General features: G+C 37.4%; 20 protein-coding genes. 17 read left to right on the forward strand and 3 right to left on the reverse strand.

Features of this window, described 5'->3' with window-relative positions:
• Positions 1-192: 192 nt before the first annotated feature.
• The 5 genes from DWW10_RS04765 (at position 193) to DWW10_RS04785 (ending at position 11877) form a co-directional block, all read left to right on the forward strand.
• On the forward strand, positions 193-3585 hold the full coding sequence (locus DWW10_RS04765; protein WP_118420931.1) for a TonB-dependent receptor: 3393 nt from the start codon (positions 193-195) through the stop codon (positions 3583-3585).
• 6 nt (positions 3586-3591) lie between these two features.
• A complete protein-coding gene (locus tag DWW10_RS04770) occupies positions 3592-5511 on the forward strand; it encodes a RagB/SusD family nutrient uptake outer membrane protein (protein WP_022393330.1) in 1920 nt (639 codons plus the stop codon).
• 190 nt (positions 5512-5701) lie between these two features.
• Complete coding sequence (locus DWW10_RS04775) at positions 5702-7681, forward strand: alpha-L-arabinofuranosidase C-terminal domain-containing protein (RefSeq protein WP_118421020.1); 1980 nt, start codon at positions 5702-5704, stop codon at positions 7679-7681.
• A gap of 186 nt (positions 7682-7867) precedes the next feature.
• Positions 7868-9829 (forward strand): hypothetical protein, encoded by a 1962-nt coding sequence (locus DWW10_RS04780; protein ID WP_147350459.1) that lies wholly within the window; start codon positions 7868-7870, stop codon positions 9827-9829.
• A gap of 53 nt (positions 9830-9882) precedes the next feature.
• Complete coding sequence (locus DWW10_RS04785) at positions 9883-11877, forward strand: hypothetical protein (RefSeq protein ID WP_022393327.1); 1995 nt, start codon at positions 9883-9885, stop codon at positions 11875-11877.
• Positions 11878-11920: 43 nt separating this feature from the next.
• Here the strand turns inward: DWW10_RS04785 and DWW10_RS04790 are convergent, their stop codons facing one another.
• Positions 11921-12463, reverse strand: a complete 543-nt coding sequence (locus DWW10_RS04790; RefSeq protein ID WP_022393326.1) for an RNA polymerase sigma factor — start codon at positions 12461-12463, stop codon at positions 11921-11923.
• 289 nt (positions 12464-12752) lie between these two features.
• On the opposite strand from DWW10_RS04790, the gene DWW10_RS04795 reads away from it, so the two are divergent.
• Together DWW10_RS04795 and DWW10_RS04800 are read left to right on the forward strand one after the other, a co-directional pair.
• Positions 12753-13334 (forward strand): hypothetical protein, encoded by a 582-nt coding sequence (locus DWW10_RS04795; protein ID WP_022393325.1) that lies wholly within the window; start codon positions 12753-12755, stop codon positions 13332-13334.
• Between the two features lie 42 nt (positions 13335-13376).
• Positions 13377-13970 (forward strand): type 1 glutamine amidotransferase family protein, encoded by a 594-nt coding sequence (locus tag DWW10_RS04800; protein WP_022393324.1) that lies wholly within the window; start codon positions 13377-13379, stop codon positions 13968-13970.
• Between the two features lie 14 nt (positions 13971-13984).
• On the opposite strand, the gene DWW10_RS04805 is transcribed toward DWW10_RS04800, so the two are convergent.
• On the reverse strand, positions 13985-15022 hold the full coding sequence (locus DWW10_RS04805; RefSeq protein ID WP_022393323.1) for a YncE family protein: 1038 nt from the start codon (positions 15020-15022) through the stop codon (positions 13985-13987).
• 10 nt (positions 15023-15032) lie between these two features.
• The gene (locus DWW10_RS04810) at positions 15033-17108 is read right to left on the reverse strand and encodes an NHL repeat-containing protein (protein ID WP_022393322.1); all 2076 of its coding nucleotides are present in this window, start codon (positions 17106-17108) and stop codon (positions 15033-15035) included.
• Between the two features lie 363 nt (positions 17109-17471).
• Here DWW10_RS04810 and DWW10_RS04815 point away from each other — a divergent pair, with 363 nt between their 5' ends.
• The 10 genes from DWW10_RS04815 to DWW10_RS04875 all read left to right on the forward strand — a co-directional run bounded on the left by DWW10_RS04815 (position 17472) and on the right by DWW10_RS04875 (position 25776).
• Positions 17472-18080 carry an HU family DNA-binding protein gene (locus tag DWW10_RS04815; protein WP_022393321.1) on the forward strand — a complete coding sequence of 203 codons (609 nt, stop codon included), beginning with the start codon at positions 17472-17474 and terminating at the stop codon, positions 18078-18080.
• Positions 18081-18288: 208 nt separating this feature from the next.
• Positions 18289-18717: a hypothetical protein gene (locus DWW10_RS04820; protein ID WP_118420932.1), complete on the forward strand. Its 429-nt coding sequence runs from the start codon at positions 18289-18291 to the stop codon at positions 18715-18717.
• A 109-nt stretch (positions 18718-18826) separates the two neighbouring features.
• Positions 18827-19423, forward strand: coding sequence for a hypothetical protein (locus DWW10_RS04825; protein WP_118420933.1), 597 nt, complete (start codon positions 18827-18829; stop codon positions 19421-19423).
• A gap of 242 nt (positions 19424-19665) precedes the next feature.
• Positions 19666-20328, forward strand: coding sequence for a hypothetical protein (locus DWW10_RS04830; RefSeq protein ID WP_022393319.1), 663 nt, complete (start codon positions 19666-19668; stop codon positions 20326-20328).
• Positions 20329-20505: 177 nt separating this feature from the next.
• Positions 20506-20796, forward strand: a complete 291-nt coding sequence (locus DWW10_RS04835; RefSeq protein WP_147350460.1) for a hypothetical protein — start codon at positions 20506-20508, stop codon at positions 20794-20796.
• A 1380-nt stretch (positions 20797-22176) separates the two neighbouring features.
• Positions 22177-22644: an HU family DNA-binding protein gene (locus DWW10_RS04855; protein ID WP_022393315.1), complete on the forward strand. Its 468-nt coding sequence runs from the start codon at positions 22177-22179 to the stop codon at positions 22642-22644.
• Between the two features lie 79 nt (positions 22645-22723).
• Positions 22724-22957 carry a DUF4248 domain-containing protein gene (locus DWW10_RS04860; protein WP_022393314.1) on the forward strand — a complete coding sequence of 78 codons (234 nt, stop codon included), beginning with the start codon at positions 22724-22726 and terminating at the stop codon, positions 22955-22957.
• Between the two features lie 259 nt (positions 22958-23216).
• Positions 23217-23765: a DUF4738 domain-containing protein gene (locus DWW10_RS04865; protein WP_022393313.1), complete on the forward strand. Its 549-nt coding sequence runs from the start codon at positions 23217-23219 to the stop codon at positions 23763-23765.
• A 47-nt stretch (positions 23766-23812) separates the two neighbouring features.
• Entirely contained in the window at positions 23813-24490 is a 678-nt protein-coding gene (locus DWW10_RS04870; protein ID WP_022393312.1) for a response regulator transcription factor, read from the forward strand.
• Positions 24487-25776, forward strand: a complete 1290-nt coding sequence (locus tag DWW10_RS04875) for a sensor histidine kinase (RefSeq protein WP_022393311.1) — start codon at positions 24487-24489, stop codon at positions 25774-25776. Before DWW10_RS04870 ends, DWW10_RS04875 begins: the two co-directional genes overlap by 4 nt.
• The last annotated feature ends 116 nt before the right edge of the window (positions 25777-25892 follow it).

The raw sequence follows: 25892 nt of genomic DNA on the forward strand, positions 1-25892 counted from the left end.
AAAGGAAATATGAAATACACACAAATTTGATAGGAAAGCCCGGTGGGCTTGTCTTGTTATTCTAACCTTATTACATTTAATATTAACCCTTATGGCAGCATTACTTCATAAAAAAGCCCGGACAACCCCACATCGTCCGAGCTCGTAAAGAGTGACGCTTAGCTATAAGCATCTAATCAATTATGCAAAAATATGGAATTTTTTCTAAGGAAACAACTGATTTCAGCAATGTTAGCATTTCTTGCATTGCTTTTTCCGCTGGCTCTTTCTGCTACGGAACAATATAATAAAGATTTTTCATTTGAGTTGCGCGATGTCACCGTCAAGGATGTATTCCGCTACATCGAGAAGAACAGTGAATATGTTTTCCTCTATTCCTCTGATAAGAACTTGTCGAAGAAAATCAGCATTAATGTGCAGGGCAAGAATGTCAAGGAGATTCTGGACGAGGTATTAGAACATACCGGACTAGTCTATGAGATAGATGGGAAGCAAATTATCGTAAAGGAGCGGAAGCAGGCGGTAGCTCCAAAGCTGGAGTCTACGCAGCAACAGAAAAAAAAGAAAACTATCAGCGGAATTATTTCTGATGAGTCTACTAAAGAACCTATTATTGGGGCGACTATTGTAGTGCAAGGATCTGCAAAAGGTACAACTTCGGATGTAAATGGCAATTTTGTTTTGGAATGTTCTGAAGCAGACATATTGGTTATTTCTTATATTGGTTATAAGGACCAAGTATTGCTTGTTCAAAGTAGTGATATTTATGCTGTTTCATTAAAAGAGGCTTCAGAGCAATTGGAAGAAGTTGTCGTAACAGCTTTTGGCGTTGGACAGAAAAAGGAAACCTTAGTTGGTTCCATCCAGCAAGTACGCCCTGATGATTTGAAAGTACCATCATCAAGTCTGAGTTCATCCTTTGCTGGTCGTATGGCTGGTGTTATTGCTGTACAACGGAGTGGACAACCTGGTGCAGATGGTGCAGACTTTTGGATTCGTGGAAAATCAACTTTTAGTGGTTCTACTGGTGCCCTGATAGTTTTGGATGGAGTCGAAATCAGTTCTTCCGAACTAAATGCTTTGGACCCGGAGGTTATAGAAGGTTTTTCAATTCTGAAAGATGCTACAGCTACTGCTATGTATGGTACTCGTGGTGCAAATGGAGTGATGATTGTGACCACCAAATCGGGAGAAGACTTGTTAAAACCGATTATTAACTTCCGCTTGGAAGGATCTGTATCCCAAATGACGGCGATTCCGGAAATGGTTGGTGGTGTAGATTACATGAAATTATATAATGAGGCACTAACAACTCGTGGCGTTACTAATGGGTTATATAGTATGGATAAAATACAAGGGACAGAGCAGAGATTGAATCCTTTGGTATTTCCGGATATAAATTGGTTTGATGAAATCTTTAATAGAACTTCGTTTTCTCAACGGTTTAATTTTAATATTCGTGGAGGAAAGAAAGCGGTAACATATTTCATGAGTGCTGCGATAAAACATGATGCGGGCAATATGAAACCCTTAAGCAAGGATTATTATTCATATAATAATAATATTAATGTGATACGCTATGATTTTGTAAATAATTTAGATATTAAGGCTACACCCACAACAAAAGTATCTTTAGGCTTAAATGTTAGTTTGCGCGATTGGAAAGGTCCGGACGTGGCCGCGGATGATCTGTTTTCTATGTCTCGTGAAGCTTCTCCTGTTGATTTTCCAGTTGTTTTTCCTGCTCGTTCCAGTAATGAATTGTATCCGTTATGGGGAGGAAAGTCTGGTGGAGTTTATAATAATGGTTTTCGTAATCCTGTTGCTGAGTATGTGAAAGGGTATCAAACCGAGTTTGCAAGTACACTTAATGCAAATTTACGCCTTGAGCAAAAATTAGATATGATTACGGATGGATTGAAGTTTAATGTTTTGGCCTCTTTTAAGAATTGGTCTAATACTTCAGTTGGCCGTACAGCCGGATATAATCAATTTGAAGTAAGTGATTATAATTCGGGAAATGGTGAGTATGTATTAAATAGGGTTGGTGCAGAGATGAATACCGCATTGAATACTACGGGTGGATCTACAGGAGACCGCCGTATCTTTCTTCAGGCGTATCTGGACTATAGTCGTAAATTTGGTATGCATGATATAAATGCTATGGTTCTTTACAATCAAGATCAATATGATCAAAATGCGCCAGGTGATTTGCTGTCTTCTTTGCCACGGCGTAAGCAGGGTATAGCTGGTCGTTTTTCTTATGCCTTTGATAATCGGTATTTAGCAGAAGTGAATTTTGGTTATAATGGATCTGAAAATTTTGCTAAAGGAAATCGATTTGGATTTTTCCCTTCTGTGGCAGTAGGGTACAATATCTCACAGGAAAAATTCTGGAAACCTTTATCTGAGGTAATTTCACATTTGAAGTTGCGCGCTTCTTATGGTTTAGTAGGAAATGATGGAATTGGAGAACGTTATGCTTATTTAGAAGATATTATTTTAAATAGTGAATCTTGGCAATATACTACAGGTGTCAATCAAAACATTACTTTATGGGGGCCAATGTGGAATCGTTTCTATAATCCGAACTTAACATGGGAAGTTGGAGAAAAGTTAAATATCGGATTTGATATGCAATTATTTAATGATTTTAATCTAACTGTTGATGCTTTTAGGGAAGTACGAAGTAAGATCTTTTTGAAAAAAGAAAATACAGTTCCTGTCTTTGTAGGTTCTGGTGCTACTAAAATATATGACAATATGGGAAAAATGAAGAATATTGGATTGGATTTCTCTATTGATTATAATAAGCAAATTACCAATGATTTCTTTTTGTCATTTAAAGGGACTTTTACTTATGCTCATAATACAATTTTGGAAAGAGATGAACCTCCTTTCCGGCTTTATCCAAATCTTTCAGGTGTCGGTCATTCGTATGGAGTACCTTTAATATATGTATCGGAAGGTTTATTTAAAGACCAGGAAGATCTTGATAATCACGCCCAACAGACTTTGGGCTATCAGCCTTGGGTGGGTGACATAAAGTATCAGGATATGCCTGATGTAAATGGAGAATATAATGGTATTATAGATGGCAATGACAGGGTTTATATGGGAAACCCGGATGTTCCAGAGATTGTTTATGGTTTTGGTTCATCAATGAAGTATAAGAATTGGGATTTTTCTTTCTTTTTTCAAGGAGTAGCTAAAACGTCTATTTTAATGTCTGGTTTTCATCCATTTGGAAATGAGGCTGTTCGTGGAGTGATGAAATTTATAGTAGATGATTATTGGAGTGAAAGTAATCCGAATCTAAATGCTGCTTATCCTCGTCTAACACGTGTAACGAATGCTAATAATGAAGCTGCATCCTCATTCTGGTTGCGTAACGGTGCTTTCTTAAAGCTGAAAAATGCAGAAGTTGGGTATACTTTTAAGATGTTTCGTGCTTATATTAATGGGGCTAATTTGCTGACTTTCTCTCCATTTAAATATTGGGATCCGGAAATGGGTGGAGGAAGTGGAATGAAATATCCTACCCAGCGAGTGTTTAATCTTGGTATTCAATTTACTTTTAAATGATATTCTATGAAGAAAAATATTACAATATTGCTAACGATAGGTCTGTTGTTATCAGCTTGCAATTATTTGGATATTGTACCAGACGAACGTCCCTTGGATGTAAATACATATCAGTCTCCTGAGGCTGCAAGGACTTATTTGTATTCTTGTTATTCGAAAATGTATAATCCCAGGCTGGGACAAGTACCTGATAAATTTGCAGCGGCAGAAATTATGAATCCTAGAGAAGGGGGAATTTGGGAAAGTTTTCCGAAAGGGACTTATTCTCCAAGCGATCCTCAACTTCTTAATGATTACTATAATAGTATATGGGAGGGTATTCATCGTTGTTATGAATTTTTAAGTATAGTGGATAGGACACCTGGTCTAAATTCGGAAGATTTACAATATTATAAAGCGGAGGCAACACTATTGATAGCCTATTATCATTGGCTTTCTTTTCGAGCCTTTGGACCATCTGTTGTTATTGATAAGCTGATGGACCCCTTAACTCCTGTGAACGAATTACCGGAGCGTTCAAGTGTAGATGAAGTGGTGGATTTTATTGATAGAAAAATAGCGGAAGCAGAAACCATCGGTTTGGCAGAACGGCATGATGGTGATAATTATGGGCGTTTAACTAAAGCTGTAGCACAAGCTTTGCGTGCAAAGGTTTATTTGTATGCAGCTTCTCCATTATTTAATGGTAATAGTGAGTTCTATTCGGATTTTAAGAGTCCCATTGACAATCGGCATTTGATTTCTCAAACTTTTGATATTGAAAAATGGAAAAAAGCAGAGAGTATAACTCGTTCAGCTATACAATATTTGGAGTCCTTAGGTTTTCGTCTATATACGTATACTGACGCAGGAGTGCCATCTGCTCAGAGACCTGGTCCTGTTGATAAGTTCCAAAGGGCTGTGCGTTATACTTTTATGGACAATGTTGGAGGTACTAATCCTGAAGTGATAATGGTTGATACTCGTCAAGAAGATTGGTATTCTATACAAAATCAGAGTGGTATTTATCAAAGAGACCCTAATGGATGTAAAAATTGTTGGAGTGTTATAAATCCAGTCTTGGAGTTTGTGGAAATGTTTTATACTAAAAATGGTTTACCGATAGATGAAGATATGGAATTTGATTATGAAGGAAGGTATGAAATAGTTGATATGCCGATAAATTATGATAATAATAATTATTCTTCAGAATCTAATGGTCGAACTTTGAAATTGAATCTTGATAGAGAACCGCGTTTTTTCTCTTGGATTGCATTTCATAATGGAAATTATGAAATAGCCAAATATAATGGCGTGATAACAAATTCAGATCCGAGTAAAAAAGTCGTTAAAGCTCAATTCCGCTTTGGTGATCCTAATGGAAAGTATCCAGGGCAGACTAATGAATACACAATAACAGGGTATTTGAATAAGAAGTTTTTTCATCCGGCTTATGAAAGTGCACCAATACAATATCCTTATCCGGTTATCCGAATGGCTGAACTGTATTTGAATCTGGCTGAAATTTTAATAGAATTAGATTTGAATGAAGGAGGAAGTGAACGATTATCTGAGGCTAAAATGTTAATCGATAAAATTAGAGGACGTGCAGGGGTTCCAACAATAGATGAATCCTGGAAGAAATCAAAACATCCAGCAAAGGCAATGACAGCTGAAGGATTGCGCGAAATTGTAAGGCAGGAACGTCAAATAGAATTCTATTTGGAAAATCAACGTTTCTGGGATTTACGTCGTTGGAAAATGGCCGATAATATTTTGAATACGAGGCATAAAGGTATGAATGCAGATGGTGATACAGATGAGGCTTTCTTCAAAGTTGTAGAGATTCCCTATGATCGTACTTTTAGAAGAGCTCAATATTTGATGCCTATACCGATGGATGAAACGAATAAAGTTCCTCAGGTAGTTCAAAATCCGTATTATTAAGATACATTGGAGATTGACAAAGATTGTTTATTGGTATATTGATTAACGAATAGAGCAGTCTTATTTTTTTAGAAGTTTATTTTAGAGGTAAAGTTCGAATGGATTAGTGGTTGTTTATTACTATCGAACTTTACCTTCTAATTAGATTTGCTAATACCTTATGTTTATTTATTTTAATACGGATAATGTGATGAAGTTACTTCAGAATATTTATTGGATATTAGTGTTTTTGTTTTATGGAGAGTTATGTGCGCAGAAAGCAGATATGATCGTTATTCATTGTAATAAGAAAGGTGCTGATATTCAGCCTACAATGTATGGCCACTTTTTTGAAGACATAAATTTTGCTGCGGATGGTGGCCTGTATGCAGAACTCATAAAAAACCGTTCGTTTGAGTTTCCACAAAATCTAATGGGATGGAAAGTTTTTGGAAATGTCTCTTTACTCAATGATGGACCTTTTAGGAATAACCCGCATTATGTTCGCTTGGGAAACTCAGGACATGCTCATAAACATACCGGTATTGAAAATGAGGGATTTTTTGGCATTGGAATCAAAGCTAATGAGACCTATCATTTTTCAGTTTGGGCTAGAGGTGAGGGACAAAAAATCAGGATTGAGTTGATTGATAATTCTGCTATGGAAGATAGTCAAGTCATTACAGCCCGGGAATTATCTATATGTTCTAAGGATTGGAAGAAGTATGAGTTGTCTTTAATTCCTACGCGGACATTAGCTCATGCTCATTTGCGTGTGTTTTTGATTTCGCAAGGCTGTGTTGATTTGGAACACCTGTCCCTTTTTCCTAAAGACACATGGAAGGGGCGCGAGAATGGATTACGCAAAGATCTGGTTCAAGCATTAGCTGATACAAAACCTGGTATATTTCGTTTTCCAGGTGGATGTATTGTAGAAGGAACGGATTTGGGAACCCGGTATAATTGGAAGAACTCAGTTGGTCCGGTTGAGAATCGACCTCTTAATGAGAATCGTTGGCATTATACTCGAGTAAATCGTTTTTTTCCTGATTATTTTCAGACCTATGGAATGGGTTTTTATGAATTGTTTCTGTTATCAGAGGATCTTGGGGCTGAACCTTTACCTATTCTTAATTGTGGTTTGTCTTGTCAGTATCAGAATGTTGAATCTGAAGCTCACGTAAGTATTTGTGACCTTAATCCTTATATTCAGGATGCGTTAGATCTTATAGAGTTTGCCAACGGTGATGTTTATACGAAGTGGGGAAAATTGCGTGTCGAAATGGGACATCCTGATTCTTTCAATTTGAAATATATAGGGATTGGGAATGAACAGTGGGGGCCTGAATATCCTGCGCGTTTGAAGTGTTTTGTAGAGGAAATCCGTAAAAGATATCCTTTAATTAAGATTGTGGGATCTTCTGGTCCTGGTTCTGAGGGAGAAGATTTTGATTTTCTATGGTCTGAAATGAGAAAATTGAAAGTAGATCTTGTGGATGAACACTTCTATCGTCCTGAAAACTGGTTTCTACAATCTGGTAATCGGTACGACCATTACGAGCGTAAGGGGCCAAAAGTTTTTGCAGGTGAATATGCTTGTCATGGATGGGATAGGCATCGATCCTATAATCATTTTTATGCTTCTCTTCTTGAAGCAGCTTTTCTTACAGGAGTGGAACGTAATGCTGATATAGTTCATATGGCAACCTATGCCCCGTTGCTGGCACATGTTGATGGCTGGCAATGGCGACCTGATCTTATCTGGTTTGATAATCTTCGTTCGGTACGTTCTTGTAGTTGGTATGTTCAATATCTGTTTGGGAATAACAAGGGAACTCATGTGATTCCGCTAATGATGAATGAGAAAGAAGTTTGTGGTCAACCGGGACAAAATGGTTTGTTTGCAAGTGCAGTATGGGATGAACTGTCTCGGGTTTATATTGTAAAGATTATTAATACGTCTGAGGAAAGTCGAAATATTTCTTTGAATTTTTCAGGGATGAGGAAAACTTCTTTCCAGCCTAAAGGGAAATGTACCCTCTTTCATTCAAGCAATATTGATGCGGAGAATACATTGGATAATCCTTATCAGGTTGTTCCTGTAGAAAAAGACATAAATGTGTCAGGAACAATTTTTAATACTGATATTGAAGCTATGACTTTTGCAATTTATAAATTATTCATAAATTGATAATATCTGTTTTATTTCTTTTCTCTCCTTTAATTAAAAGTAATGTAGTGATAAGCTTATATCTAAAAAGTTTAATTTATTAATCAATTTGAGTTTATGAAAAAGATTAATCTCATTTTTCTTTTTTTATTCATAATTTGTATGCAATCATTTTCGAATTTTTCTTGCATAGAATTAGGAAAGGATATGCATCCATATCTAAGTATTGATGGACAAAAAACAGTTTGTGCCCCTCATGAAGGCTTGTGGTCGGTAGCTACTGGTTGGGCTGATGATTGGCCTTGTGCATGGAAACACGCTAATCCTCAATCTGTTGTCCGAGAAAATGATTGGATCATTTTGTCAGGTGAAATGTTGTTTCCGGAAGGGAAATTATTGCTGAGAGATAGTTATAGAATGTTGGAGAATGGTCTGGTTCAGTGTAAAAGACGATATGAATGGCAAGGCAAGGAAACTTTACGCCATGTGACTTTTGCCATCCGCTGGCAGGTGGCAGGGCGTAGTTTGTCTCCATTTTTACCGGGTATATTGTATTATGGTAATAAAATGGGGGCTAAAGTGAATCCAGATATTATTCCGGTATATGATGTTACAAAGGAAAAAGAGTTTGCTATTTTTGAGGAACACCGCTATCCCATGCCATTTGCCATGCTGGAGGATTCAGATAAATTGCTGGGGGTAGCCCTGCATGTGACTCCCAGTCCGGTGCGAGGAGCTGTATTACAGGATCAATGGTGGTCTTTGGGACTTGAAAATATCAATAGAGATACAACCGAATTGGTAATGTATTCCGGGCCGATCGGTTACAATGGTCAACGTAGTGTTGCAAAAGCCCGGCAGTTTCAGCCGATGAAGTACACTAACACTTATTTGGATTTGGAGCCTAGTCGGATTATTGAAAAAGAATTCTTTATTGATTTGTATAAGATTGAGGAAAGAGGAACAGGGTTCCAACATCCTGTTTATACATCGTTAGATCTACATCGTCCTTATTTTGCAGATATTTTTTCGGATTTTGAAAGCATTGTAAAACGCAAGTGTGAGTTCGCTAAAAAGCGTTGGTTGGAAGAAGGGAATGTTTGTGGTTTTAATATGTATGACAATTCCCTTGCAAAAGATATCATAATGGGATGGTGTGGTCAGGCAGAAGGTCCCGGTTATGCTTTTCAGGTTTTGGAGCCTATGTTACAAGATCCGGTGATACATTCGATGGTACAACGTTCGATGGATTTTCTTTCTCGGACAAAAGTGGATTCATTAACCGGTATTTTTCCTGTAGGCTATAGTCTGAAGGAGAATAAATATTATGGAGGTGATCATGTATCTTGCGGTCAGGCTATGTATAGCTTTGCCAAAGCTATTGAACAGGCTAAGAGAAACCGTAATTATCAATATGAAGAATGGAGCGATTTTTTGCGAAAAGCATGTGATGCACAGGCACGAAGAATATTAGATTCTCAATGGACTTCCACTTCGACAGCCGAATGTTTTTATATTGCTCCTTTAGCTTTAGCTTCGAAATTATTAAAAAACAAGGTTTATGCAAAGGCAGCTATAAAAATAGCGGAAGACAGTTACGAGAAGTATCATGATTTGACTAAAGGTTGTTATTGGGGAGGAACTTTGGATGCTTCGTGTGAAGACAAAGAAGGGGCTTGGGCTGCATTCCAGGGATATCTGGCTTTGTATGAGATTTTGGGAAAATCGGATTATTTATTAAAAGCAAAACATGCAATGGATGTCTGCCTGTCTTATGTGATGGTTTGGCGTGTTCCGTTGCCGGCTGGAAGATTGGCTGATTATAATTTTAAGACAGAAGGGTGGACGATTGTTTCTCCTCAAAATCAGCATTTAGATATTTATGGAGTGGCTTTTGCGCCTGAAATTTTCAAGATGGGTGTGTATTTGAAGGATGACCGTTTGAAGAAACTCTCTAAGGTGATGTATCGTTCCTGTTTCCAATTGGTTGATGAGTATGGAAGCCAAGGAGAGCAGGTAACTCATACAAATTTCGCTCAACATGGGGACATGAGCAATGTTTTCAAGCTTCGTGGAGGTTATTCTGAGAGATGGACCGTTTTTTGGATAACTGCTCATTTTTTGACAGGTGCTGCCAAGTTTGTGGAAATGGGAGCTGATCTAAAATGATAGATTGTTTCTAGTGTATTATGAATTAAAAGTTCTATTTAGAATAATAAATTATGAAAAAGTTTTTGATTTTGTTGACTTTGTTTTTACAGTTATGCTTCGTTGGCGTTTTTGCTCAATGTAAGTTTAAAATTTATGATAAGGATATTACTCGGAAACCTGTTAGTGAATTCTTATATGGAGGAATGTGGGAAGTCAGTTGTGGCAGGAGTGAGTTATTATGGGGAGAATTATTAAATGATCGTGGATTTGAGTCATTCAAATCATTAGATGATAACGGTTGGCTTAGGATAACTCGAGGGAAACCTCAAAATGAGGATTGGTGGCATTCCGGATATATTGAACCGCAATGGTATGTATTTGGGGAATCTCAAGGTAAACAACCTGTTAGGAAAGTTCATTCTGGTTATTGGCCGGCTAGTCATGGCAAGTATTTTGTAATGTTGGACAACCGGAAGGAAAAGGAATCAATGTATTTGATGCAGGATAGCTTTTACATTAAAAAGGATGCCTCCTATGATTTTTCAGCTTTGATGTGCGATGGTACATTTTTCAGTGCATATAAGGAATGTGCAAAAAAAGTACATGTAAAGGTGTTGTTGACAACACTTGGAAATCCCAATGACATAATTGCTTCACAGGAGGTAACAATCAGTACCAATCATCTGAGTTTGTATAATGCAGTAATAAAAACTTCAGGCTATGAAGGATGGGCCAGTTTTGCAATAGAAGTCCCCTCAGGTTTTCAAGTAGCATTTGATTTGCTTTCGATGAAAGATCGTAGTGATGTAAAAGGATGGAAACGTGATGCGGTAGATTTGTTACGTGATGAACTTAAGATAAAGATGATACGTTATCCGGGCGGATGTTATGCATCTTTCTATGACTGGAGGGATGGAGTTGGACCGAAAGAATACCGTCCGGTGTCTTATGATACGTTTTGGGGGTATAATATCATTAATGATTGCGGAACTGTGGAAATAGCTGATTTGTGTCATGCAATCGGTGCCGAGCCCATGTTTTGTGTACCTGTAATGCTTTATAATGATGTGTTTAGTGCAGCTGAATGGGTTGATTTTTGCAATAATCCCAAGAATGAACGTCGAATAGCTTATGGAGTGGAAGAACCCTTGAATGTCAAATATTGGGAGCTGGACAATGAGATGTATAGGAGATTGGATGCAATTACTTATGCTGAGCGCTGCGTGGAATTCTCAAAGGCAATGAAGGCTGTTGACCCCTCAATCAAGATCATTATGGGTAATTATTGGATTTTCAATAGTCGTTTCGCTGAGATGCTTGAGGTGGCCGGTAAATATGTGGATGTAATAACTAACCGGGGAGGAGTAGTTGAAGAAATGAAGAATGATCTTAGGATATTAGAGGAGTATAACAAACGCAATGGTACGGACATCGTATTGTGTCATACGGAATTCCGTGCTCCGCTGACTAGAGAATCCAAACGTGTGGATGATGGACTTAATCAGACTTCAAACGATACTCAAGAGAGCCTTTTCAACAATTCTGTGAGATGGAGCTTTGCCATGAGTGTTTTGAACCAGTTCGTAGAATATCAGAATATGGGTGGAGATTTTCTAACGGCTATTTATACACAGATGAACGATGGTTGGGGAGAATCTGTCATTAATGTTGCTCGTGAAGGAGCATTTTTGTCGGCTTCAGGAGTTGTTATCAAGCTTTTGAACCAATTGGATATTGTATATCCTCAATATATTGAGTCTGATGACCCTACCGGTAACATTGTTATTCAGGCAGCGTGGAACAAAGAACGTAACAAGTTGTCGTTGTTACTGGCCAATTATGATTCGAAGGATTTGGAATGTAAGGTGGATTTGAAAGAATTGGGTGTGAAATTTAAGCGTACTTCAAAGACTTATGAAATAGCTCCAGGGGCGGTATCAGTATTCAATACATCAGAAAATCCAGATAGGGTGAAAATAGCATATGGTGAGTCCAAGGTTTCAAATAATATTAAAGTGAGGCTGAAACATAATTCTGTTTTTGCTTATGAATTAGTGGTTGAGTAAATTATTAGGCAACTTTTTTGATATAGGAGCTACCTTTGGTTTCTTATTCCTCCCTCAACTCCTTCTGTAATCTCCGTATCGTTTTCGATACAGAATTCATGGAAGATTGGGGGAGGATATCCAGTATCTCACCGATTTCTTTGTGCGAGAGTCCTTTTATGTAGAAGAGGTAGAGTATTTGCTTCTGCTGGGTTGGCAGAGCATTGATTGCTTTCAACAAGGACTGGCATTGGCGCATTTCTTTATCGTCTTTGGCAAAGAAGTTTCTGAATGATTCTTCGTCGTCAGTGAGTGAGAATGCTATATTATCTATGGAAAAGGTGTCGTGACGACTGGTATAATGGTCGTATACCGTGTTGCGCATAGCACGGAGAAGATAGATTCTTAAATCATCAATATTGTGTAGGTTACCTCGTCTGCAAAGTTTTACGAAGATATTTTGGATGAAGTCTTCAACTTGCTTGGAGTCGTTGATAAACTTCAGTCCATAGTTATAAAGCAGGTTGTAATGCTTTTTGTATGAAATTTCCAATACCTTCAGGAAGTCATCTTCGTTTTCAACACTATCTCTTTCCTTTAATATCATAGTCTTTCGTATCAGAGCTTTATTTTTTCATAATTGCCTGCTAAGATAACAAAAAAGGAAGAATAAAACATAGAAAAAGTGAAAAGAGTTTGGAAGAGTGACAGGTTGAGATGATTCGTACGGAGAAATCAATATTCTTGTTCCCTGTAATATTATATGATTATTTTGTGGCTTTTTTTATTATAAGCCATTTGTTTAATTCATTTTAATTTTATTAGAATATTCCAAATTTTTATTACATTTGTACCATTATAATGCAAGCTTTTAAAAAATGAAAAACTTTTTATGTATGTTGATACTTACATCTTTATGTACAGTATCTATGGTAGCACAAGACACTATTTCAGTTATTTATGAATCCCCAAAAGATGCTTTTGTACAAAAACTGATGGATTTTCAAGGCATTTTGGGTTTTGATGTTACAGTTAAGACTTCTCAAAAGGGATTGCCTTATAAATTATGTATGGTGAGATGTACTAATGGGAAAGCAGAGAGAAAAGTCTTGAATGAGGAAATACCTTGTAAGATGGATAGTGTATCTCACTTTTATTTTTTTGCACAAGCTGAATCTGCAGATAGTGTTCATATTGGTTGCCAGTATAGGGTAGGAACAAACTTGCATATTCCTATCGTAACCAAGAATTATATTTTAATGGAAACCTTGCCGACTAAAACTTATACGGTGTCTGATCGTATTCCATTAATGGCTTATACTACAGGGCATCGGTGTGAAATGAATTTTAATGGAAAAATAGTTGAAGCTATCGATTATTGTGGGGTTCGTTATTCTAAAACTCATCCTTCAGAATGGTATGAGAAATTCAATATACAGGATTATATCTATTTTGAACTTGAATTTCAACCAAAGTAGATAGGATCTTTTTATGAGAGCTATTGTATAAAATGAAAAAATATGAAACAAGAAGTCTTATTCCTGCTTTTAAATGAATATGCCGACTGGGAAGGTGCTTTCCTTGCCATATCTCTGAATACCGGGGTAATACCGGGCAGTGAAGTGAAATATGTACCGAAGGTAGTTGCCCCTACATTGGATGTAGTGCGTTCTGTTGGCGGCTTTCGTACTTTGCCTGATTATAATTTTCAAACGATGCCTGCTGACTATGCGGCATTGGTATTGATTGGTGGCATGCACTGGCAATCGCCTGAAGCGGAACTGGTGGTGCCAATTGTGCAGGATGCATTACAGCGTGGCAAGATAGTTGGAGCTATTTGCAATGCTTCTGCCTTTATGGGAGCGCATGGCTTCCTGAATGATGTAAAGCATACCAGTAATACGCTTCCATATCTGAAGCAATTTGCAGGTAGTGCATATACCAATGAAGCCGGATACCAGGAAAAGCAGGCAGTCAGCGATAAGAATATCGTAACTGCCAACGGAACCGGACATTTGGAGTTTACCCGTGAATTATTACTTCTTTTGGATGCTGATACTCCGGAAAAGATTGATGCTGCTTATGATTATTATAAAAATGGCTTTGTGAGGTAACATTTGTCCTGTAATTAATCATATTCCTCAATCACATTACGGAATATATCTACTCCGACGATTTCTCTCGTTGAGACATCTGTGACCCATAGCCGGTTGTTATGAACCAACAACTTCTGTCCGCCTTTGAATGTATAGCCCGGCACTGATTTGAGAGTCAGGAAGAATTTCTTTTTCTCTCTGTCATAGCACCGGATACTACCGTCGGATGCTGAGATGTACATCAGATTTTTGTATAGGGCTATTCCTCTGGGATTAAATTCCAGAGGAAGCGTCTGACTGGTAGTCATTGTGATATTGCTTCCCTTTTGGATAAGGGTAGTATCGATCACATGTATTTTCCGGTTGCCGTATTGTCCGTAATCGGCGAGAAATACCAATCCGGTTGTATCCACTGCCATCTGGTGCGGATAAAATCCGTTGTTTACATCGAAACCATCCAGACTTCCACGTGAGTAGTAATTTATATTCTGATATTTTTCTGCACTCACATCACTTTGTAAGGTTACTTGCAGGCCATTTTTCATGCGCACTATTATGTAATCGTCCACAATAGCCATTGCATGGGTGTGAAACAACTGCGTATTTCCATGCCCCCAGTTACGGTTCCCAATTCGGGTGATAAATTTCAGTGTATGTATATCGAATACATCGATGCACGAGCCTATATTGGCGAGATAAAGCCTCTCATTAGCTACGGAAATGGCTTCTACATAATTGTTGAATGTTTGCGTTGTACCATTGTAGGTCCATGTATTTAATGAACCTATTTTCTGATGAGCGGACAGGCTATATAATTCCACACTGAAATGTCCGTTTTGAGTATTGGCTACGAAGAGAGTGTCACCGTATATATATGTACAACCGGGCATGAATTCACCGGAAGCATATCCGAGTTTTTCTGCATTAATCACCTCTCCGGCTTTGTAAGAGTAGTAATAATGTATGGATGAAGGCTGTTCCGGTTCCACTTCCCTGATTACGTCTTCTATTTTTGTCTTTTCGCATGAGAGCAGGCATAAACCTGCTAATAGTATATATATTATCTTCATTTCTTTCTTCTTATTTCAATTCATTTAATGGAATGCTTGTCACTGTACCTGTTCCGCGGTTTATCACAAAAAGAGTCTGGCGTGCCAGGGCTATTTTCTCCGGATTGCTAAAAGACTTTCCGTTTATGGTAGAATAGTCTTTTAAGATGCTTCCATCCTGAGGATTTATTTCTACAAGACATTCTGTCTTTTGATTTAAAGTCACAAACATACGACCGTCCCAGGATACCACATCATAAGCTTGCGTTGGCAACTTCAGGGTGCGGACCGGATTTAATACTTTCTGCTCACGCATGGTAGTAAGATCATAGGCATAGATTTCCTTTTTACCAATGTGGGTGGTATAAAGTATATTGTCCTTGTCTATTGTCATTCCGTATGTTCCCATCACTTCACCTACATTGTTGAAACGGCAATAGTTCGGTATGCGCATACAATTATCCGCTGTGACATCTTTTTCCATAAAGACGCAAACACGTCTTTTATCACGGATGAATACACAACCGTCTTTTACTAAAGCTTCGAAAGCATGTACGGTTTGATAGCTGCCTTCACCCCATTGGCCGTTTCCGATACATGTTATAAATTCAAGTGTCGTGGCATCAAAAACATCTGTCCGGCTACTTGTATTGGTTACATATATTTTGCCGTGGGCGGCTGTAATGCCATTGGGCTCACTGGCAAATGTTTCGGATGTGCCGTTGCGTATCCAGTTTCTGATACGTCCACAATGGGTTACTTGCCCGTTCTTTTCTTGGAAGACTTCTACACTATAGTTTCCGGTAGCATTATTGACTATGTAAATGCGATCCTGATAGGCGGTAACATCCTTAGGCTTGAAGGTTGTTTCTGTAGCTTCGGGTACGTCCGACCATTTTAATGACACCGATAATGGGGTACCGTCTGCAATGTTTTCGTTGTCTTCTACCGGATGAAAACCGAGGCCGCCGTCTATTGCATCCAGTTCCGGATCTTCTATGACGAATGTGGAACCTACATATTTAGAACTGCCGTATAGAGTAGTCGCATTTTTACGGGTATGCATAAAACGCCGTGAGTAAACAGGGAGACGTTTCTCCTGACCTAACTTCAGATAGACAGCACGTCCCAGGGTGATCCATCCGGGGCCTGTCTGCTCATAGGTCATGTTACCGTCGTGTCCATATCCGAGGCAATGCCCTATTTCGTGGAAGACGGTGTGTATGTTGTATTCATCATCGGGATAATGTTGTAGGAAACACCATTCTGCCAGACCTAAAGTACTGCCTCCACCCAAACCGTTTACACCACTGACGTGTCCGAGAAGGTATGCGCCGTGGTTTAGTACTTTCTGCTTCAATTGATCGACATTGATGACTGTCTTATTATTATCGCTATGTAGCTTTCCTCTGTATTTCTCCAGTTCGTCTGCGAATTCCTGTGAAGAGAATGCGTATGCCAGGTTTAACATCAGAGCCACGCCTTCCCGACAATGGGCTGGGCGTATCGGATAAGCCCAGCTTCCTTGGCGGCTATAGGCAGAGAAAGAAACTTTATACTGAGGTATTACACTGATCATTTTCTTATAAAGCGGATCTTCACAGTCGATGCGTAAAGTCAAATCTGCTGCACTGATATGGGGATTAGCTTTGATCACGATTGTTTTTCCGGAAGCAGTGGTATATTCCTTGTCTCCGGAAATCATGGGAAGCGCTTTATGAAACTCAATGAAGCCGGGCACCGTTTCAAAATCAGCCAGCAGAAATTCTTCATCGTAACCGACAATGCTTGCCCAAACTTTCATATTCTTAATCGGGCGCGGGCAGAAAAAGCGGACGAAGAGTTCCTGTTTTTCGTTGATAGACACTTGTAGTGGGGCATTGACACGGAAACTTCTTTGGTTGGCATCGAACAGAATATCCTCTGATTCCCCATCCTGTAACATTAATATGGAAACTTCCGGAGTGTAATCTTCCGCCTTGACTTTTATGACTCCTTGTGTACGTTCGGGAACTGGAGGATCAATATAGTTGATGATTGTCTCTTCAGAACAACTGGCTAAGAGACTGAGAATGATTAATAAAGCTGTTAGTTTAATATTTGTCATTATGTATGTGTTTTTTTATGAGCCGGCAAAGATAGTTATTTATTCGTTTTTTGCATTCATAATCTATGCTTGTCGTATCGTTTATATCTCAGATTTTACCTTTTTATAGGTTTGTAAGAGATATAGCTTCTTGGGGCAGTATAGATCATAGAAGAATTTAGTACCTTTGCCTGCGAATACTAATGCGTTCCACCATGGAGAACATTACGTCCCCTTATAAGGAACATTGCGTCCCTCCATAAGGGGACGCAATGTTCCTTATAAGGGGACGAATAAACTTCCGTTGTCTTAGTCTTTAGTCCTTACGGAAAAGCGCCTTAGCCTTCACTGGTAACTTAATTAATCAATTAAAGAAAGAAGATTATGAGCGCTTATTATGACCTTTTTGAAAGTCCCGACGTACAGAATACGGGTAAACCTCAACCTTTGTATGCCCGTTTTATCCCCAAAGGTACTATGGGGCAGGAAGAATTTATTGACCGTGTCCATCGTTTCACGGGTATTAGCCATAGTTTGCTTCAGGGAGCAATGCAAGCTTTTACGGATGAACTGCGTGATGCCCTGGCTAATGGTTGGACGGTAGAATTTGGTGATCTCGGCTATTTCACTCCTTCGCTGAGCAGTCGTAGAGTGATGGATAAGAAAGAAATTCGTTCGGCATCCGTATCCTTGCGTGGATTGAATTTCCGCCTTAGTAAACAGTTCTTTCGGGAATTGAATGAGAAAATTACGTTTGAACGCAGACCTGCTCAGGAAGCATCGTCCGATGTTTCCGGTACTTTATCTAAAGAAGAATGTTTGAAGCTTTTGCAGGAATATTTGCAAAAATATCCTTGCATTAATCGTACGCAATATTCCCAACTGAGCGGACGCAGCCGCAAACGGGCGATTGTGGAATTGAATGCTTTCATACAGGAAGGTGTTTTGGCAAAGCATGGGATGGGGAAAGCTGTAGTATATATTATGGGGTGAGAAAAATATTGTTTCATCCAGAGTAAATATTCTTTGTTTTTATTTTGTCTTCTTGTTTTTTATTACTACATTGCCACGACATTAATCAATTTCCTCTAAGCATCTACTTTCCCGAAGTTTATTAATGTTTGTGGCCCTACTATCAATTTACGATAGACTACTATGAGGTTCTATTACCTATGAATTTATAACACAAATCAATAATGCTATGAGTAAGATAATCTATTTACTTGCTATGACTATTATAGTATCTTGTAGTAGTACGAGAATCTTAGAAGGTATAGCTATTTATGAATGTGAACGGGTTGGAGAATCTTTTCCCTCCTATATAGTATTAAAAGGTGGTCCATTAAGGCAATGTGATTTCATTGAGTTCGGTTATGGTACTATTGCTACTTATGCAGTTGAAAAAGACACCTTATATGTTTTTCCTAAATTTAGATATTCTTCTGATTCTATCTATTATCTAGATACTTTGAATGATAAATCTCAAAAGTTTCTGATAAAACAGGATCGATTGATACAAATAACAGATTATTCACTGGAGGAAATTAATGATAGTGCTGATTATTATGTTAATGAGTTTTTAAAGAGCCTCCCTCCAATCGAATACATGAAACTAGAAATAAAAAAATAGATGATAACATAATATGTAAACACTTTGCATAATGAATTATTGATAATATTACATTGTATAGAGTAATATACTAGAATGGTTCATGTATTATTCTAATTTGTAGAAGCATATGAGAAATATTTTTTTGATTATTATTATCAGCTGTTTACTTAGTGGTTGTAAATCTTCGATTGTGATACCTCAAAAGGAAACTTATCAAACCGAAGATTTTATAAATGTGGCCATATCTGATTTTGTATCCAAGTGTTCTTTGTTTAAAAAGGACTCAGTATTTAAGGTTTCAGTTGAAGATACGTTAGTAGAACTATCTTTCCAATCAGAACAATCGAGATGGGTTTTGGATACTGTGTATCAAAATGTTTTGGTTGTAAATGTTTTTGGTTTAATCAATAAAGAATGGTATTTTTCAGATGCTGTAATAGGAAGTAAGGGTAAACTTCCATCGAGGTATGCTATAGTAAAGGGTAAACTTTTCTTTTGGGAAGATGACAATTATCCACTTACAGAAGAGACACTTTCTGTTTTTAAGAAATATAATATACTGACTGAGATGATGGAAAGAGGAGCACTTCCTGATAACCCAATTAATGATGCAGCAAAAGCTGCAGATTATTATTTTTGTAGGAATGATGTCTCCAATTATAAAAGGGTAGTAACGCATGTGGCTACAGGATATTATGAACCTCCTAAATTGAAATGTAAATGATATTGGCCCTAGTATAAATAAATTATGCAATAATTATCTAAAATATACCTGTAAACTTGATTAATATAATAAGAAATTTAATAGTTCTATTGTATTCTATTTTGAAAAGTCTATTGCTCCCAATCTGGGAATAATAGAATTTGAATCTGGAAGAATTGTTAGAATTAACAAAATCCTCATTATATGATTTACAAGGTAACAAATCTAAATGGTTTATGTATTATTCTAATTTTTAGAAGCATATGAGAAATATTTTTTTGATTATTATTATCAGCTGTTTACTTAGTGGTTGTAAATCTTTGATTGTGATACCTCAAAAGGAAGCTTATCAAACCGAGGATTTTATAAATGTGGTCATATCCGATTTTGTGGCTAAATGTTCTTTATTTAAAAAGGATTCAGTATTTGAGGTCTCGGTCGAAGATACGTTGGTGAAATTATCTTTCCAATCAGAACAATCGAGATGGGTTTTGGATACTGTGTATCAAAATATTTTAGTTGTGGATATATGTGGAATGGAAGATGATAAAGAGTGGTACTATCCGGATGCTGTCATAGGAAGTAAGGGTAAACTTCCATCGCGGTATGTTATAATAGAGGGTAAACTTTTCTTTTGGGATGATGATAATTATCCGCTTACAGAGGAGGCACTTTCTGTTTTTAAAAGATATAATATACTGACTGAGATGCTGGAAGAGGGAATGATTCCTGAATTTACAATTAATGATGCTGCAAAGGCTGCGCACTATTATTTTTGCAGAGGTGATGCTTCTAATTATAAAAGGGTGGTAACTAATATTGCTACAGGCTATTATGATCCTCCTAAATTGAAATGTAAATGTATTGGGTCTAGTATAAATAAATTATGCAATAATTATCCAAAATATACCCGTAAACTTGATTAATATAATAAGAAATTTAATAGTTCTATTTGTAATATTTAATTAATGCTGCTAATGTTGTTTTATAGAAAGATAATCAATATAAAGTCATATTATGTAATCTATTCACAAAGAAGTAAATTTACATTTAAGGTTATAAGTGAAATTGATAATAACATTTATTGCAATGTCGTAGTTGCTATGGGTAATTTAAAAGATTTGGCAACAAATGAAGTTTCACGAACTGATAAGACTGATTATTGTGGTAATATGGTTTATGAGAATGAAATTTTAAGCAAGATACTTACTGATGATGGTTATATCACTCTTAATGGTACGGCACCTACTTACCATTATTATCTGAAAGATCATCAGGGTAATAATCGTGTAGTGACTTACTGGAATAGGAGTCAATGGATTGCGGAACAAGTTAATCATTACTATCCTTTTGGTGGATTGTTTGCTGAGGGTACAACTACGAGTAGCAAATGAAAAAGCAATGAAGTATGGAGATAAAACAGCAAATTCAGTTAGTATTGCTATCAGTAATATTAGTAGTAGAACAGTTAATGGGATAATCGATTATGATGAAAATAAGTAAAAAAATTTGGATTAGTATTGCATTGGTGTTTGGAATGGTTTGGCATATGGGAAATTTCTATGCAGCACTTGATTATGTAATTCTAATATATGGTGATCTTTATTTTATTACTGATGTGTCATTGGTTTATATGAGATTGAAGGATGTCCATTTCAATTTTCGCAAAGCAGCGACCACTAGAGAATGGACTAGATTTCTTATATCAAGTGTTGTTATTTGGTTACTCTTTTTCTCTCTACGATCAGAGTTCGCTTTTTTATTAGCAATACTTTTTCCTTTGATTTTATTGCCAGGACTACTTATATATGATATATGTGCAACTTATATAAGAAAGCTTTTTAATTAGTATCATTTGATAGATGCAATAACAGTTAAAAGATGTATTCATCACTTACTTGTTTTATAAGTGATGAAAACATCCAGAGAAGGTGCTAACAATAAAGGATATAGGTTATGTATACAAAAAGAAGTTTTATTTGTAAAATCATTTTTTTATGGCATTGCTCTTCTGGTAGAGAAGTAAAATGAAAATAGAGGCTTTTTATAAAAAACCAGAGACTAGTGTATAGGCTTTACTAATTTTAATAATTATCTTTGTTTTTATTTATTCTTATGAAATATATAAATATTATAAATAGTATAGCGGTATATGCTTCATTGATATTTGCAGTCAAAATGATGTTTTTTGACGATTTTATCAATTTGGGAGTGATAGATCAATACTATGGTGTAGTTTTCTTTATATTACTATTAGTATTGATAAGTTGTAGAATCATAAATAAAAGAAAGAATGGAAATAAAGAAACTGATATATAAATTTTATTATTATTCGAACATAATAGTAAATCGAGTTTTCTGGAATTATTTTATGATTATGGTTTTATATCGTTTTGTAATCAGTAAAGATATTCCTATTTTATTGTCTTATTTATTTTTCCTTTTACTTGGATTGTATTGGGGCTATAAATTGGCAAGAGCAGCCTATGACTATTTGAAAATGCATCCAGAAGATAAATGACTTCCCGCTGGCATATCTTTTTAGTTTGAGTTGAAACTAATATCTTTATTGGCTAACGTTTTGGTATAAGAATATTCTTATATTAAGAGTAATAATCAAGGGAATATAAGGTTCATATGGGTGTGGGATGATTTTATTTCCTTTTAATTACCCCTAGGTCACCGTTAAAGCACCACTCCACTTTTACAGCATAGTATCTTTGCAACGTGATCACAAACAAAGAACATTTATTAATCATTTAAATTAAAAAATTATGTCTATTCGCTATGTTGTAAGTAAAAGAGTGTTTGGTTTTGATGAAAAAAAAGCAGAAAAGTTTGTTGCAGAGTCGCGTACTCTTGGAATGATTGAGTTTGATGAATTATGTGAAGAGGTGACAAAAGTGGGATTGGTGCCAAGAGGTGCAGTGAAATTTGTGTTGGATGCATTGATTGATACTTTGAAATTGAATATTAACAAGGGATTCTCTGTACAATTAGGAGATTTTGGTTGTTTCCGTCCCGGAATCCAGGCTAAAAGTCAGGATAAGTTAGAAGATGTAACGGCAAGTACAATTTGCCGCAGGAAGATAATCTTTACTCCGGGTACTATTTTCCTGGATATGCTGAAGAGCGCCAGTCTGACGCGTATGGCTTCAGGAAACACTGCGATTTCCGGAGGTACAACCCCTGATCCTGACCAAGGTGGTGACGGAGGCATCGAAGATGATCCGTTAGGATAAATAGTATTGAATTATTTGCCTGAATACTTGACTTCGCCTTTTGAATGTTGTATCTTTACAAGCAATAAACCTAAACATTATGATGATAGAAGATGATTTTGTGTTTCAGATCCGGACGTACAAGAAAAAAGAATTAGCTCACCTGTATTGTCCTGATATAACTGAACGTTGTGCTATCCGGACATTGACTCGCTGGATAAGGAGAAATAAAGAACTTTATGCAGCATTGCTTCACACAGGCTATACGCCTAGGGCACGTACGTTTTTCCCTAAGCAGGTTTCAATCATTGTTCGCTATTTGGATGAGCCTTAAACTTTGAAGGCCTGAGACTTATAAAAAACAAACAGAAATATTGTTTTATGTTAAAGCGAAAAGTTCCATTAAACTTTTCGCTTTTATTTTTGTCTTATAAACAACAGGATTCAATAGGTAATATAAAAGAATAAAGAAGGTATTAGTTCAAAAAACGGGCGGAGCATTATCCGTCCGTTTTTCATTTATTCCGGCTTTCCCTTGTATTTTTGCCTCTCTTTTCGTTCCTTTGTTCCGTTAATTGTAAACAAATGGCAGAATGAAAAATGTATTTTACTTCTGGATATGTATGGCCGTGTGGCTGTTGTCAGCTTGTTCTTCTCAGAAAAAAGGAGATGGGGAAGATGTGCAGGTATTGATGAAAGACAGTGTGGATGCCAACGGTTTGCAACGTATGCAGGTGTCTGATAGTAAAATGAGTTTTACTTATAATGGTAAGGAGTATCACTCGAATGTGATTCGCCGCCCGGATGACAGTTTGCCTGTTGTAACGAATGAACAGGGAGAAAAATTTGTAGATAACCGTATTACACTACGTATAACTTCCGGTGGTAAGTCTATTGTGAATAAAGAATTCACCAAGGAGAGTTTTGCCTCATTGGTGGGTGCTAAATTCTTGAAACACTCTATTCTTGAAGGATTGGTGTACGATAAAAACACATCGAAAGGCATGGTTTATGCAGCAAGCATCTGCTATCCGCAGTCCGATCTTTATATTCCGTTATCAATAACTGTATCTGCTGATGGCAAGATTTCTATAGCAAAAGAAGAATTACTGGAAGAAGTGTACGAAACGGACAGTATTTGATAAGATATTCCAGAATGTTTCCCAATTTATGAGTTTCCTTTGCCGGTATGAAAATCCTGATTGTAGAAGACGAACCGGATTTGCGGGAAACAATCCGCATTTCCCTTTTGAAAGAACACTTCGTAGTGGAAACTGCTGCCGATTATTTTTCGGCACTGGACAAAGTGAATGACTACGATTATGACTGCATCTTACTGGACATCATGTTGCCCGGTGGAAGTGGTCTGGATTTGTTGTGCGAACTTAAACGACTCCATCGTAGTGACAGTGTATTAATCATTTCAGCAAAAGATTCCTTGGATGACAAAGTAGAAGGATTGGAATTGGGAGCTGATGATTATCTGACCAAACCTTTCCATCTGGCGGAACTGAATGCGCGGGTAAAATCTGTTATTCGTCGGAGGCAGGCAAAAGGGGATGTTTCCATTACGGTGGGGAATCTGTTGCTTTATCCTGATAAACGGCAAGTGGAGGTCGGGGGAGTGCCTTTGCAACTTAACCGGAAAGAATTCGATTTACTTTATTACTTTATAGTCAACCCTAATCGTGTAATTAATAAAATGAGCCTTGCAGAGTCTGTATGGGGCGATAATATTGACCAGGCAGATTCTTTGGACTTTATTTATTCTCAGGTGAAAAATCTCCGCCGGAAATTGAAACAGGCTGATGCTACCGTGGAACTGAAAGCGGTATATGGTTTTGGCTATAAACTTTCCGAGTCATGAAACTTCTCCATTATACCTACCGAAAGCTCTCGTTACTGCTACTTCTGCTGATGGCTACATGGGGTGTGTTGTTTTATTATGCCATTATTGATGAAGTGATGGATGAAACGGATGACACGCTTGAAAACTATAGTGAGATATTGATTAATAATGCCTTGATGGACCCGTCTGTTCTTGAAACAGAGGGGACGCTGATGTCTTTTTATAAATTCCGGCCTATATCCGAAGAAGAGGCAGAAGACTATGATGAAGAGTTCTATGACTCTACTGTCTATATCGAAAGCGAAGATGAGGATGAACCGGTGCGGGTGCTGAAAACAGTTTTCCGTATGCCGGACGGACAGTATTATGAATTGGAACTGATGATTTCCATTCTGGAACGTGATGATATGGTGGAAGCCATTCTTTGGTATCTGGGAGCACTGTTTTTACTTTTCCTGATTTGTACGTCTATCGGTACGCGCCTGATATTGCAACGTGTGTTCCGCCCATTGCAGCGCTTGCTGGACTGGTTGCAACAAATTCAACCGGGGAAAGAGCTTCCGGTGCTGGATAATCCTACGAAGATACGGGAATTCCAGCAGTTGGGAGAGGCAGCCGTGGATATGGGAAATCGTAGTTATAAAGCTTATGAAGAGCAGAAGCAGTTTATAGAAAATGCTTCGCATGAGTTGCAGACACCACTTGCCATTGTGCGTGGCAAGGTAGAACTGCTTGCTGAGAATGAGTCGATGACCGAGCAACAGTTGAAAGAACTGGATGAAATATACACTACATTGGGTAGGGCGGTCAGGCTGAATAAGTCTTTATTGTTGTTGTCCCGTATTGAGAATGGGCAATATACCGAAACGGAAGATGTTTCTGTAGATGAAGTTTTGGATGAACTATTGCCCGATTTGATGGATATATATGAAGGGAAAAAGATACATCTGGTACGTATAAAGGGAGAAGAACCTTTCGTGATCCGGTGTAACTTGTCTCTGGCACAGATTCTGGTTTCCAATTTGGTGAAAAACTCCTTAGTACACAACCATGCGGGGGGAGAGTTGCATATTGAAACGACGCCTTCTTCATTGATTATTAAAAATAGTGGCGAACATCCATTGGATGGAGAAAAGCTATTCCGGCGTTTCTATCGCAGTATCGACGGAAAGAAAGATTCTACCGGTCTGGGACTTGCCATTGCCCGTTCTATTGCTGTTTCTGCTTCTCTCAGTCTGACTTATAAGTGGCAGGAAGGAATACATCTGTTTTTGCTTGTTAAAGAATCTGAAAAGAAAAGCTAAAGGCGAATATTCCCAAATCTTTCCCGATTCGCTGTCGTTATTTGCAGTGTGAATAAAAACAAGAAATAAATTTCTGATTCTCCGCAAACACACCTAATATTTTTAGTATATTAGCG

This window comes from Bacteroides intestinalis (genome assembly GCF_003464595.1).
In the GTDB taxonomy this organism is placed as follows: domain Bacteria; phylum Bacteroidota; class Bacteroidia; order Bacteroidales; family Bacteroidaceae; genus Bacteroides; species Bacteroides intestinalis_A.

Bases quoted from the DNA above. Each gene is read 5' to 3' on its own strand.
- DWW10_RS04765 (WP_118420931.1), top strand. From the start codon at position 193: ATGGAATTTTTTCTAAGGAAACAACTGATTTCAGCAATGTTAGCATTT.
- DWW10_RS04770 (WP_022393330.1), top strand. From the start codon at position 3,592: ATGAAGAAAAATATTACAATATTGCTAACGATAGGTCTGTTGTTATCA.
- DWW10_RS04775 (WP_118421020.1), top strand. From the start codon at position 5,702: ATGAAGTTACTTCAGAATATTTATTGGATATTAGTGTTTTTGTTTTAT.
- DWW10_RS04780 (WP_147350459.1), top strand. From the start codon at position 7,868: ATGCATCCATATCTAAGTATTGATGGACAAAAAACAGTTTGTGCCCCT.
- DWW10_RS04785 (WP_022393327.1), top strand. From the start codon at position 9,883: ATGAAAAAGTTTTTGATTTTGTTGACTTTGTTTTTACAGTTATGCTTC.
- DWW10_RS04790 (WP_022393326.1), bottom strand. From the start codon at position 12,463: ATGATATTAAAGGAAAGAGATAGTGTTGAAAACGAAGATGACTTCCTG.
- DWW10_RS04795 (WP_022393325.1), top strand. From the start codon at position 12,753: ATGTTGATACTTACATCTTTATGTACAGTATCTATGGTAGCACAAGAC.
- DWW10_RS04800 (WP_022393324.1), top strand. From the start codon at position 13,377: ATGAAACAAGAAGTCTTATTCCTGCTTTTAAATGAATATGCCGACTGG.
- DWW10_RS04805 (WP_022393323.1), bottom strand. From the start codon at position 15,022: ATGAAGATAATATATATACTATTAGCAGGTTTATGCCTGCTCTCATGC.
- DWW10_RS04810 (WP_022393322.1), bottom strand. From the start codon at position 17,108: ATGACAAATATTAAACTAACAGCTTTATTAATCATTCTCAGTCTCTTA.
- DWW10_RS04815 (WP_022393321.1), top strand. From the start codon at position 17,472: ATGAGCGCTTATTATGACCTTTTTGAAAGTCCCGACGTACAGAATACG.
- DWW10_RS04820 (WP_118420932.1), top strand. From the start codon at position 18,289: ATGAGTAAGATAATCTATTTACTTGCTATGACTATTATAGTATCTTGT.
- DWW10_RS04825 (WP_118420933.1), top strand. From the start codon at position 18,827: ATGAGAAATATTTTTTTGATTATTATTATCAGCTGTTTACTTAGTGGT.
- DWW10_RS04830 (WP_022393319.1), top strand. From the start codon at position 19,666: ATGAGAAATATTTTTTTGATTATTATTATCAGCTGTTTACTTAGTGGT.
- DWW10_RS04835 (WP_147350460.1), top strand. From the start codon at position 20,506: ATGGGTAATTTAAAAGATTTGGCAACAAATGAAGTTTCACGAACTGAT.
- DWW10_RS04855 (WP_022393315.1), top strand. From the start codon at position 22,177: ATGTCTATTCGCTATGTTGTAAGTAAAAGAGTGTTTGGTTTTGATGAA.
- DWW10_RS04860 (WP_022393314.1), top strand. From the start codon at position 22,724: ATGATGATAGAAGATGATTTTGTGTTTCAGATCCGGACGTACAAGAAA.
- DWW10_RS04865 (WP_022393313.1), top strand. From the start codon at position 23,217: ATGAAAAATGTATTTTACTTCTGGATATGTATGGCCGTGTGGCTGTTG.
- DWW10_RS04870 (WP_022393312.1), top strand. From the start codon at position 23,813: ATGAAAATCCTGATTGTAGAAGACGAACCGGATTTGCGGGAAACAATC.
- DWW10_RS04875 (WP_022393311.1), top strand. From the start codon at position 24,487: ATGAAACTTCTCCATTATACCTACCGAAAGCTCTCGTTACTGCTACTT.